General features: G+C 66.7%; 10 protein-coding genes. 1 reads left to right on the top strand and 9 read right to left on the bottom strand.

All coding sequences use genetic code 11. The features are described from left to right. Positions 1-2: 2 nt before the first annotated feature. On the bottom strand, positions 3-755 hold the full coding sequence (locus tag C6Y44_RS27200) for a hypothetical protein (RefSeq protein WP_192379142.1): 753 nt from the start codon (positions 753-755) through the stop codon (positions 3-5). 33 nt (positions 756-788) lie between these two features. Further along, complete coding sequence (locus C6Y44_RS27195; protein WP_225623901.1) at positions 789-1,106, bottom strand: hypothetical protein; 318 nt, start codon at positions 1,104-1,106, stop codon at positions 789-791. 332 nt (positions 1,107-1,438) lie between these two features. On the opposite strand from C6Y44_RS27195, the gene C6Y44_RS27190 reads away from it, so the two are divergent. Beyond that, on the top strand, positions 1,439-2,641 hold the full coding sequence (locus tag C6Y44_RS27190; RefSeq protein ID WP_225623900.1) for an IS110 family RNA-guided transposase: 1,203 nt from the start codon (positions 1,439-1,441) through the stop codon (positions 2,639-2,641). Positions 2,642-2,673: 32 nt separating this feature from the next. On the opposite strand, the gene C6Y44_RS27185 is transcribed toward C6Y44_RS27190, so the two are convergent. From C6Y44_RS27185 to C6Y44_RS27155, 7 genes are all read right to left on the bottom strand, one after another. Next, the gene (locus tag C6Y44_RS27185) at positions 2,674-4,188 is read right to left on the bottom strand and encodes a MinD/ParA family ATP-binding protein (RefSeq protein WP_192379141.1); all 1,515 of its coding nucleotides are present in this window, start codon (positions 4,186-4,188) and stop codon (positions 2,674-2,676) included. A gap of 10 nt (positions 4,189-4,198) precedes the next feature. After that, the gene (locus C6Y44_RS27180) at positions 4,199-4,798 is read right to left on the bottom strand and encodes a hypothetical protein (RefSeq protein WP_192379139.1); all 600 of its coding nucleotides are present in this window, start codon (positions 4,796-4,798) and stop codon (positions 4,199-4,201) included. Then, entirely contained in the window at positions 4,795-5,439 is a 645-nt protein-coding gene (locus C6Y44_RS27175; RefSeq protein WP_192379137.1) for a hypothetical protein, read from the bottom strand. Before C6Y44_RS27175 ends, C6Y44_RS27180 begins: the two co-directional genes overlap by 4 nt. Before the next feature lie 66 nt (positions 5,440-5,505). Continuing rightward, the gene (locus C6Y44_RS27170) at positions 5,506-7,110 is read right to left on the bottom strand and encodes a peptidoglycan DD-metalloendopeptidase family protein (protein ID WP_225623899.1); all 1,605 of its coding nucleotides are present in this window, start codon (positions 7,108-7,110) and stop codon (positions 5,506-5,508) included. A 154-nt stretch (positions 7,111-7,264) separates the two neighbouring features. Further along, a complete protein-coding gene (locus C6Y44_RS27165; protein WP_192379136.1) occupies positions 7,265-9,244 on the bottom strand; it encodes a cutinase family protein in 1,980 nt (659 codons plus the stop codon). After that, positions 9,241-9,774, bottom strand: a complete 534-nt coding sequence (locus tag C6Y44_RS27160) for a hypothetical protein (protein WP_225623898.1) — start codon at positions 9,772-9,774, stop codon at positions 9,241-9,243. Before C6Y44_RS27160 ends, C6Y44_RS27165 begins: the two co-directional genes overlap by 4 nt. 233 nt (positions 9,775-10,007) lie before the next feature. Continuing rightward, on the bottom strand, positions 10,008-11,282 hold the full coding sequence (locus C6Y44_RS27155; protein WP_192379135.1) for an insoluble domain protein: 1,275 nt from the start codon (positions 11,280-11,282) through the stop codon (positions 10,008-10,010). Positions 11,283-11,561: the final 279 nt, after the last annotated feature.

Raw genomic sequence — 11,561 nt, 5'->3', positions numbered from 1 at the left:
GATTACTCCACGAAGAAGGTGTAGAGGCCGTTCGCGCCGAACTCGGCGAGAGTGGAATCCCCTTCGGGGAACGAGACCTCTTCGGGCTCGGGTCCGGAACGGAACGCCCAATCGACGGCCTTCCAATCCCTGTTCTCCCACTCCAAGGTCACCGTGGTCGTGGACCAGACCGTAAGGACGCTGACCTTGCCCGTGCCGCTCAGATCGTTCTGGCTCGCCGAGACCGCCCACACCGACACCACCGCACGGTCATCCGAGTAGTCCGTGACGTTGACCAGGGCGGGAAGGACGTTCATCACCGTGCCCTCGGCCTGAGTCACGCTCTCGTCGAGGACGGCCAGCAGCGCATCGCTGGCGTTGCTGCCGACGAGGGCCGACTTGGCCTCCTCGGCAGAGATTCGACCTAGAGAGACCTGGTTTGCGGCTTGCACGAAGTTCGTTGCTGCCGTTTGCGCGCCGGGCTCGGTGCGGTCGTAGCCATGCGGAACACCGTTGGTGATCGAGTTGGGACCGTGCCCGGTCCGCACCGTGTCGGACTCCGAGCTACCGCCGCTCAGCCTCGCGAGGATGCTCCCGAGGATCGTCACCACGAGCAGGATCACCAGGCCGTACTTGAACCATGAGGGCAGTCTGTCGAACGCCGCCTTCAATCCTTTGGTCTCTGCCGTCTTCGCCGAGGATGTCGGCGTCGGTGCTGCTGTTGCCGGGGGCGATTGCTGGGAGCCCGGCTTGATCGAGCTGAAATCGGGTGCCATCTGATTCTCCTAACAGTGCTGGTAGATCGGCTATCAGCCGTTGACGACGAACAAGATGGCGCCGACGATGATCCCCGCTCCGGCCACGCAACCGAACGCCACACCAGCGGTCTTGGCCGAATCCATCGAATCGCTCAATTCGCTCTGGTAGCCCCCGGCGCGAGCCTTACGGATCTTGTAGAGCGAAATGATCAGGTTGACTGCGGATACCGCCAGGACTGCACCCCAGATACCGCCCGCAATCCGCGACCAGGTGCTCTGGAACGTAGGACCGAACACCCCCAGATCAGGGGAGATTCCGTCGAGTGGATTGTCGGTCTGAGCCGAGGCGGTACCGGCGGTGAGCAACACCGTGCCGATCGTGGCCGACAACAGGGACGCAGCACGGGCCACGCTACGAGGTAGCGACCGCATCGAGGTATTGCGAGACATCACAGGGGTCCTTAAGTTCGTAGGTGCAGTTACTTCGTGAGAGTTACGTTGAGCTGTAACCCGGGCGGGCCGGGCGAGGCTGCATAAGGTTTGCCCACTCTCGAGTGGGGCTTGAAAGGACTGGCCACCCGACCTGTCTGGACACCTCGGACCGCTGATTGAGATCTGCGAATGATCGCTTGTTTAAGGAAATGCCGGCGGAGGCGTCCATCGGGGCCAGGCCGGAACACAAGCGAAAACGAGGAAATCCGATGACCGGTTCGCAACTGTGGGCAGGAGTCGACGTCGGCAAAGAACACCACTGGATATGCGTACTCGACACCTCCGGGACGGTGGTGCTGTCGCGGCGATGCGACAACGACGAAGCAACGATCCGTGCGGTGATCACCGAGATCGACGCCCTCGCCGAGACGGTGTCGTGGACGGTGGATCTGACCACCGCCTACGTCACCTTGTTGCTGACTGTGCTGGCCGACGCCGGGAAACCGGTGCGCTACCTGTCCGGACGTTCGGTGTGGCAGGCATCGTCGGTCTACCGCGGCGGCGAAGCCAAGACCGACGCCCGCGACGCCCGAGTGATCGCCGATCAGTCCCGGATGCGGTCGGACCTGCCCGTTCTGCGTCCCGACGACGAGTTGATCCGTGAGCTGCAGATGCTCACCGGCCACCGCACCAATCTGGTCGCCGACCGTACCCGGACCATCAACCGGCTGCGTCAGCAACTCGTCGCGATCTGCCCCGGCCTCGAACGCCTCGCGCAGATCTCCTCGGACCGGGGATGGGTGGTGCTGCTGGCCCGCTACCAGCGACCGAAAGCGATCCGCCGCGTCGGTGCGGCCCGACTGGCCACGATGCTCACCGGGGCCGGGGTGCGCCACGCCGAATCGATCGCCCGGGCCGCAGTCACCGCCGCGAAGGCGCAGACCGTGCGGTTGCCGGGGGAAGATGTCGCTGCCGAACTGGTCGCCGAATTGGCGCAGGCGGTGATCGACCTCGACGCACGTATCAACGCCGTGGACGCGGAGATCGAGGCCCGATTTCGCCGTCACCCTCTGGCCGAAGTGATCCTGAGCTTGCCGGGTATGGGATTCCGGCTCGGCGCCGAATTCCTTGCCGCAGTCGGTGACCCCGCCCTGATCGGATCGGCCGATCAGCTCGCTGCCTGGACCGGATTGGCGCCGCGACCCAGGGATTCGGGTAAACGCACCGGGCGTCTGCACACCCCTCAGCGCTACAGCAGGCGCCTGCGCCGGGTGATGTACATGTCGGCGTTGACCGCGGTCCGCTGCGACCCCGCCTCTCGCGCCTACTATCAGCGCAAACGTGCCGAAGGTAAGCGTCCCGTCCAGGCCACCATCTGCCTGGCTCGGCGGCGCGTGGACGTTCTCTACGCTCTGCTCCGCGACCACCGCACCTGGCAACCGACTGTGCCGGTCACCGCGGTGGCGGCTTGACAGGATCATTGAGAGTCCTTTCACACAGAAGGTCAGGCGTAGGGATCGAAGCTCGACGGCTTCGGTGGTTGCGGCCGCCGCGCTGGGGCCGGCGGTTGGTGCACCTCCGCAGCGGATTCGCTCGAGGCGTCCGGTTCGGGGGCCGATTCCGCCGCCTCGGCGGTGGGCCGGTAGTCCAGGGGCAGGTCCCTGGCCGGGTCCGTCTCAGGCACCCGGACAGCAGGAGCGGCAGCGGGTTCGGCTACCGGGGCCGGGGGCGGCTCAGCTGCGGGAACCGACTCGGGAGCCGGGGCCGGCTGGGGCGCTACGAAGCTCGGAACGTCCGTCGCGAACGTCGGCGGAGCCGGTTCAGGGGCGACCGCCGGAGCTGGTTCCCCCTGCTGCCGGAGTCCGGCCTGCCGCTCGACGATGGCCTCGGCCAGCGCATCGGTCACCATCGCCGCGATATTCGTCCACGCGATGATCGAACTCTGCGACAACGCCTCGAGCGTGATCCGCTCACCGGTGGCGAAGACCGGCTCGAACGGGACCCGAACGTAGGTCTGCACACCGAGAGAGTCGAACTCGTCGACAATCGCAGTTTCGAGGTTCGGATCGGACCCCGGCGTCGCGCACAGCAGCACGATCGCAGAGCGCACCAGATGCTCGAAGCCCCGCTTACGGAGGCCGTCGAGCATCGCGTAGGCGTGCTGCGCCATGTCCCGGCGCATCGGCAGCGGCACCACCAGCACGTCGGCGTGGCGCACCGCCCACTGCCACGCCCCGGCCTGCGCAGTGGTGGCTGTGTCGATAATCAGCAGGTCGCGATGGCGACGAAGCACCGCTCCCAACGCCGCGCACTCGTCCTCGCCGAGCATGTCGTCGTAGGAAGAATCGGTGTCCCCGGCCAGGATCTCGTCGTGGGTGGGCTGGAGTCGCAGATACGCCGCCAGCTCCCCCGCCTCGACGTCGGCCGACATCAGCCGCGATGCGTTGTCGAGGACATCCCACACCGTGCGTTCGATGGGTGCGGTGCGCGCTGCGCGAATGCCGAGGGTGCCGCCGGCCTCGCTCATATCCACCGCCACGACCCCGCGGCCGCGATGCTTACCGAGCATCGCGGCCAGCGCAATCGACGTCGGAGTCTTGCCGGCTCCGCCCTTGGTGTTGACCACAGCGACCGTGCCCGAACCCGGCAGCGTGCGCTGGATCGCTTCGACCGCCGCCCGGTGGCCGGTCTCTGCCGATGCCGCCTTCGGGGCCAGTTTCGTGCCCAGAGCTGCATTGATCCGACCCCGCCAACCCCACTGGGCAGGCTGGGAAAGTGCCGGTGAGGCGGCCTCGTCGAACAGTGCGCCGTGCCCGGTGGACGGCATTGCTGTCGGCGCGATCGGCTCGTCGACGGCCGCGAGAGCATCTACTCTGACCCCGTACGGATCGGCGATGTCCTCGGTTACAGGCTCGGGAGCCGGGGCCGGTTCGGGTTCGACAGCGGGACGGTTCGGGCGTAGCCGCAGCCGACGCGGGTCGATGGTCGGTTCGTGGTTGTAGTCAGCGATGTCAGCCATCACGCTCACCTCACAGGGTGGTGACGGACGAAACGCGCCATCCGTCGCCGTTGTCGGTCAGCACCACGGCGACGTACTGCACGTCTGTGCCGATCTCGGTGCCGCTGGAATCGGTGACCGTGCTGGTCACCTCGTACATGCCGTGATATTTCGTCGCGGTATTGACCTGTCCCTGGTTGGGGACCTCCACCGCCACGGCGGTGACCGTCGCGCCCTGCGACGCCCACTGTGCCCACTCACCGCTGGCCTTGACCGGGATCTGCACATCGGCGCGGACCTGCGCGTCGAGTTCGTCGGTCAGCACGCCTAGATCGGCGGCCCGCACCGGTGCGTCGTTGCGATTGGTGTCGGTGCGGGTGTCATAGGAGAACCAGGTCTCGACGACCGTGCGGCCGAGCTCGCCCGGATCGGAGGTGTCCACCGTCGGTGCCACCGGGGTGGGGGTGGACTGCTCGGTGGGCGCAGCCGGTTCGGTGGGAGGCCATGCCTGCGTCGACGACGGCTGTGCCGACGAGTTCGTAGTGGTCTGATCCTGGTCGGTCTCGGAGCTGCATCCGGCCACCGTGAGGGCTCCGGCGAGGACACCGATCAGTGCCAGTCGGCGGATCATTCGGCCACCACCAGATCCGACAGGCGGATCGCCCGCCATTCGCCGTAGCCCGGTTCGAGGCACCACTGCTCGGCCGGATTGCCGGTCGGGACCACCTTGAGATCGAGGATGACCTGCTTTTTTGCCGCGAGATCGGCCAGTTTCACACCGTCGATGCGTTCACTGCTCACTCGCAGACGCAACCGAACCGCCTCGACCTCGAGGTGGTCGCGGACTTTCGCAGCGAGGAACACGGCTTTACCGGCGCTGGCCTCATCCGCCGAGTCCTGATCGCCGGGCCGGAAGATCCGATCGTCCTTGTGGAACGATCCGTACCAGGCGACATCGTTGGTGTCGGCATCGCCGACGACGGCGAACGAGCCACGTTCGTCGCCGGCCGAGGCCAAGGACACCACCGGAGCCGATGCGGCGGCCGCGGCCAGCTTTTCGGCCCGTTCACGCTGCTCGCGTTCTCGCAGGGCGTCGTAGTCCACATCGAACTGCTTGTAGAGCTCGCGCTTGATCTTCGGCCACTGGGTGCGCGTCATCAGGTTGTTCTCCGCAGCCCAAGCCCGCAGGTCCGAGGCCGTCATCGCCTGGACTGTCCGGGTCGATCCGAGGGTGCGGACGGCCGATTCCGCCTTGTCCCACTCTTCGCTCACGGTGTGGTGTTCCCTTCCTGGTGTGTCATCGTTTTCGATGTTCTGGCGTATGAAATCCGTTATGTGTCAACCAAATCGAATGGCTCTGACATGTTTCGGGGGTGTCCATTCGGTGATTCGGACCTTCTCGCCGGACTGGGGTGCTTCGACAACTTTGTTGTCCCCCATCCAGATCCACACGTGGCCGGGGTAGGGCTGCACGATGTCTCCGGGTTGCAAGTCCGCCGCCTCGGTTACGGGCGTCCCTCGGGGATCGTTGACCTGAGCGGAGTCTTGGTGTGGCAGAACAATTCTTCCGTCCGTCGCCTGCGCCACCGCGTACACGACCAGGCCCGAGCAGTCGAAGCCGACCTTGTTGTGGTCGCCGTGCTCATCGGCGACACCGCCATCGGCGATGCCGCGAGTCGGGCCGGTGGCATCCCCGCCGCCCCAGGCGTAATCGGTGCCCAGCCATCCGAGTGCTGCATCGACCACCCGCGAACCGCTCACCGACGGCGGCCGAGGCTGGTCGACACCGGCGAAGTCAGCGCGGCCGGCCAGGATAGTGCGGACGTAGCTCGTGGTCTCCGCGTTGCCGCACACCCCGCCGGAAGCGAGTGTGTTGCCCGGCCCGCAGTTGTAGGCCGAGAGCATCAACTCGGTGCCGTCACCTGAGACTTTTCCCTCGCGGAGCCACTGCTGCGTCTGCTCCCACATCTGGCAGTCGTAGTCGGCCATGGCCATCACCGAGTCACCGATGGAATTCACGTCGGCCACGCCGTCACCGTCATAGTCCTGACCGATCGAGGCCCAGGTCGCGGGCATGAACTGTCCCGGCCCGCGTGCCCCCGCCGGAGACACCGGCGAGGAGGGGCCGTAGCGGAACTGGTTCTCGGCGTAGAGCTGGGAGGCCAGCAAAGGAGCATCGATCGCCTCGCAGGTCTGAGCCGCCTTGACGATCCACTCCCGGAACTCCTCGGGGACCGATCCCGGCGCGAGGGAGCGTCCGCCGGGGCGCGTCAGGCCGGTGCAGCCGGCACCGAGCGAAGTCTCGGCCGCGACCAGCTGCACATTCGGCGAGGTCGGACGCTGTTGCGGGGCGTCGAGTTCAGCCGCATCGGCCAGCCACGGCATCGGGTCGATCGCAGATCCACCGTCGAGTCGGCCCCCGGGCCAGACCTCGAAATGCAGGTGCGGTCCGGTCGAACCTCCGGCGTTGCCGACCAGACCGATCAGATCCCCGGCGCGCACCTCGTCACCGACGGAGACGAGAACACCGTCCGGGAACATGTGCCCGTAGACCGTCGAAATGGTCGACCCGTCCGCGGTGGCCGAGTCGACGATGATCCAGTTGTCGAAACCGTTCTCATCGCTCGCGCCGGAATCTCCTGCCGCGACAACGATTCCGTCGATCGGTGCAGAGAAGGGTGTACCGATCGGTGCTGCCAGGTCGATGCCGTTGTGCGAGGTACCCCAGCGCGGGCCGAAACCGGAGGTGAACGTGTAGGTGCCGGTGACCATCGGCTGCACCTTCTTGCCGGTGGCAGCACGCAGGCTGTTCGGTGACCGGGACACACCCTGCGTCGGCAGGCAGTTGTCCGGATCGGGATTGTCGCTGCCGCACATCACCAGCGCACCCATCAGGGCCACGACGCTGGCTGCCAGCGAAATTTTCGTCGTCGAAGAAGCCACGTCCTCACCCCCTTTGCATGAGTGCTTGTCGCTAGCCCGCCCAGGCCATGCACGTGAGTGACTTCGCATCCGCCCGCCCGAGGTCGGATGCCGCGTTAGTGGAAGGCTCCCGGTCCTGGCAGCGGCACCACCCGCTGACCAGGACCGCCCGGCGTCAGCCAATCGCCTTGGCGAAAACCTTCACCATCGTGTCGATCGCGTTGTCCCTCCCATCCGGGGACCAGCTCGGATACGCAATGTGCGAATTCGAGGCGTAGAAACTCGCCGCGGTGAATCCTTCGGCCACCAGCTGCCCCAGCTCGGCCGCACCGTCACTACTCGCCAGCGTCATCACCGATTGGCCCAGGCCGGCCAGATCACTGTCCTGTGCCTGCACCGCCATCAGCGAGCCGATCGGATCGCCCGGATCGTGCAGTTGATCGGGACTCATCTTCAGGCCCGGGGTGAGCACGCCGAGAGCCACCTGCGCCAGCTCCACCGCCACCGGCATCAGCCGAGACAGCTCGAGCACGTTCCCGCTTTCGGCCACCGACCAGGCGATTTCCTGAATCTCACCGACATTGCGGGCCAAGCGGATCACATCGACGTTGCCGAGCAGATCAAGCACCAGCGCGGCGATTGCGGCCGTGCCGGACGGGTCCGGAACCATCGCCACCAGCCGCGAGAGTGTCTTGAAATCCACCCCGGCAGCCATCTTCACCAGCGGGGAGAGCTGATTGTTCAGATCCCCCGCGACCGCGTGCGCCCCGTGCACATCGCCGGTGGCAATCTTGATCGGAATCTGCTGCAACCCGGCTGCCACCGCCGGATAGTCGACCGAAGTCACGCCGGAGACGACGCCCAGCAGTTGATTGATGATCGTCGTCGGCTTGGCCACCGAAAGCACCTGCGTTGCCGTCCGCAACTCCACAGGACCTGAGGCCGCCAACGGCGACAGACCCGCGACCAGCGCATCTGCCGACCCTGCCAGCGTCGACACATCGACCGACTCACCCGAGGCCCGGGACTCAAGCAACGCCGTGCTCACGCCGGTCACCGCTTCGGCGGCCGACAACACTGCCGGGACATCGACCTGCTCGAGCATGTCGAGCACGCCCGCCGTCGTCGCCTCCGGCGATCCCTCGGGAGCCGAGGTGAACGTCTCACGCGCGCCCGGATTGCTGTCGATCCACTCTCGCGCCTGGTCGACCGGCGTCAAAGTCTCCGACACCAGCCGCGCCTGCTGCGTCATGCGGGCGATGTTCGCCGCCGAGGTGGTCGACGTCGGACCAGCGGCATCGAGCGAAGACACCGACTCGGCCAGTTGCGAGGCTGCCCCGAACACCGCCGACAGATCCGCGTTGCGCCAGGTCCCCGGCGAGGACAGCTCATCGACCAGGGAGGATTGCGCCACTGTCGACGTGCCGGTGATCGTCGGAGTCTGGGGTGATGCAGTCGAGGCAAGTTCGGCAGAGACATCGACCGCTCCCGGCGGATTGGCGATGATCCGGCCCAGAGACGCCAGGAACGGCGTCGACTGACCATCGGTGTTGCAGTACGCATCGTCCGGGTGGCAGATGTCGAACACCTTGCCCGCGAGCTTGCCGAACCCTTCCGGGGCCGGCCCAGCGATGCCCTGACCGCTCAGGGGCGGGCCGATCAACGTTGCGCCCTCAGTGCCCCGCTTCGGATTGGCGAGCAGAATCACCGCCTTGACCTGCTGCGGAGTGACCGGGCCGAGACCGTGGCCGATGTTGACGGCCAGATCGTTGCCGATCTGCGCGCCCTGGCTGTACCCGGCGATGAGGTACTTCGACGACGGGCACCGCTCCATCAACTCTGCTGCCGCTTTGTCGCCCCGGGACTTCGATTCGGCATAGGACGTGCCGTTGAAGAACGCCTCGCCCGGATACGGCACGTACACCACGTCGAGGTTCTTGCCGAACCGTTGCTCGAGTGCGTCACCGACCGCCGCGAGCATGCCCGTCGGCACGGTCGGATCAGCATGAGCGGACGTTTCCGTCGTGCCGGGAATCATGAGCGCGATCGTGCGCGCGCATCCGTTCGTTTCCGCTGCATGAGCAACCGTCGGTGTGCTCACCGCGGCCGCGGCGGTCACTGCTGCCGCTGCCAGAGCGAGACTTGCATTCCTCATGCCCCGACCTCTTCGATGGAGCGGATCATCACTCGGCCGTCCTCGGCCGTGGTCGTTGTGATCCGCTGTTTGAACTCGTTGCGCCGATCCGGGCGGACCTCGGTGATCTGCGCGCTGTAGGTGTTCGGCCCGATGGCCGTGACCTCGAGGCAGTGCGTGGTCCCCAGCGGCACGGTGTCGATGCCTTGCTGGATCATTGCCGCGTCGGGCAACGGTGCATCAGGGGCCATCAACTCCCGTACCAACTCACCCGAACGCAGCAGGTAATAGCGGTGTTCGAGCGCAGCGATCACCCCTTCGCCGGAGAGTTGGTCACCCTCGCCCGGTGAGCACGGATCATCTGCCGCGGCCGCGGCCGCGGTCGGCGCCGCGGTCGCAGTGTCCGGGACCAGGCCACCGAAGTCCGCGGCGTCGTCACCGCCGCCGACGAGAGCGGTAATGCCCCAGCCGGCCAGTCCCACGACGCCCACGGCCACGAGACCGAGACCGGCATAGGTCAGTCCCTTCCCGACAGGGCGACGCGTGCTCACCTGTGCGGTCGGGTGAGTGGCGCGGCGACCGGCATCGGCCGCCGCGACCACTCGAGACGCCGACTCACGGGCGGACGCGGTTCTCCCGGAGGAAAAGCGCTCTTCGGCCGCCGGTACCGACACCGGCACCGACTCCCGAACCATGCGGGTGCGAGGTGCGGTCGCATCGAGCACCCGAGATGAGTTCGCTCGGTCGTTCCGCTTCATCGGTTCGTCTCCCTCTTCGACTGGACTCAGGCGTCGACTGCCGGAGCGGGCGTGCCGAGACCCAAACCGACCGCCTCGCTGACCAGGCGCGATGCCAGCCCCGGCGTCGCGTCGGTGAAGAACGAGTCGAGTGCCTGGTCGACCTGCTCGATGACCTGCCCACCACCGGGCTGTGCCTGGACGAAGTCGCGGACCTGCTCATCGATCGCAGGTGCGGTCTCGGTGGCGAAGGTCTGCACGGCATCGACAGCAGCCGCTCCGATGGGGTCTTCCGACCACTGCGCGAGCGTGGTGTCGACCTGTTCGGTGACCTGTTCGGCCTCGATGTCGGGCACCTCGGTCTCGATGGGCGTGGCGTCCTCGCCCGCGCCGTAGGCTGTGCCGACCCCGTACCCGGCCAGGCCACCACCGACCGCGCCGATCGTGCCGCCGACCGCGCATCCGGCCGCAAAGCCACCCGCTGCACCAGCGGCTGTGGCGGCAACACCGGAGGTGATTGGGGCTACGCCCGGAATCGGGACGGGCACCATCGTGCCCGCAGCAGCTCCGGCGATACCCGCAGCCGTGGACGCGACCAGAGCCGTCGGGATACCGACGGCGGTGCAACCGGTGACGAACCCGGCGCCAGCGCCGACTGCCGTGCCCGCCACCTGAGCAGATGCGATCTTCTCGGCTTCTTCGGTCTCCATGCCGGTCGACCGGTGGTAGTCGGTGACCATCGCCTCGACCACTGCGGTCGTGCGGTTGGTCTTGTCGGCATCGACGTCCGAGACCCAGTTCGGCTGGTCGAAGATCACCCGGCCGAAACGCATCTTGTTGACCGGAGCCTCGATCGGCAGGGTCGGGCCTTCCAGCACGACCGGCGCCTGCGGAGCAGGAACGCTGTAACCGGAGTAGCCGGAGTTGTCGCCGCCCGAATAGCCGTTGTACTGCGCCATTGACACACCACCGCCGGTCTGTGGGTTGTAGGCGCGGGTGCCGCGGTTGTACTCGGCCGGAGGCGCTACCCAGAAGTTCTCGGCAGGCTGCGGATCAGGAGCCGAGGGTCCAGGAGCAGAAGTCGACGGTGGCGTGGAGGTGATGCCCGCCTGTCCCCCACCGGACTGCGGCGGGGACGTGATGCCCGCCTGTCCACCGCCGGAGTCGTCGGTCGGCGCTGCTGCTGCCGTCGGCGCGAAGGCAATGAGCAACCCTGCTGCCGCCGGTGCCAGAGTCGCGGTGCTGAGCACCGCACTGGTCGTTCGGCGGCGCCGGTGTCTGCCGGTGCCGGAAACCAGCTGATCTTCGTTGGATACGGACATGTGCCTCGCCTTTCCTGCGAATGAATCGAATCCCGAATGCGTGAAGGACCTGAGCGAGACAGGGATCCGTCAGGGCCGAGAAGATCGGGTGGTCACCACAGGGGAGGTAGTCCGCTTGTGCACGTGTCGGCAGCGCCGGCTAGGTGCGGGAACGCTGCTGCCGGCGCGCACAGTCGAGTAACGCCAGAGCAGCAGCGCCCGACAAGGAAGTGGGCTCTCGTCCGTAGTGACCTGGTGCCCGAGCTTGCGTAGTCAGCCCGGATGGGTTGTTACGTAGGT

The organism is Rhodococcus rhodochrous (genome assembly GCF_014854695.1).
Taxonomy (GTDB): domain Bacteria; phylum Actinomycetota; class Actinomycetes; order Mycobacteriales; family Mycobacteriaceae; genus Rhodococcus.
Note: the sequence above shows the minus strand (reverse complement) of the source record. Positions and strands in the feature narration are given on the sequence as shown.

Coding starts and splice junctions, on each gene's coding strand:
- C6Y44_RS27200 (WP_192379142.1), bottom strand. CDS start 755: ATGGCACCCGATTTCAGCTCGATCAAGCCGGGCTCCCAGCAATCGCCC.
- C6Y44_RS27190 (WP_225623900.1), top strand. CDS start 1,439: ATGACCGGTTCGCAACTGTGGGCAGGAGTCGACGTCGGCAAAGAACAC.
- C6Y44_RS27185 (WP_192379141.1), bottom strand. CDS start 4,188: ATGGCTGACATCGCTGACTACAACCACGAACCGACCATCGACCCGCGT.
- C6Y44_RS27180 (WP_192379139.1), bottom strand. CDS start 4,798: ATGATCCGCCGACTGGCACTGATCGGTGTCCTCGCCGGAGCCCTCACG.
- C6Y44_RS27165 (WP_192379136.1), bottom strand. CDS start 9,244: ATGAGGAATGCAAGTCTCGCTCTGGCAGCGGCAGCAGTGACCGCCGCG.
- C6Y44_RS27155 (WP_192379135.1), bottom strand. CDS start 11,282: ATGTCCGTATCCAACGAAGATCAGCTGGTTTCCGGCACCGGCAGACAC.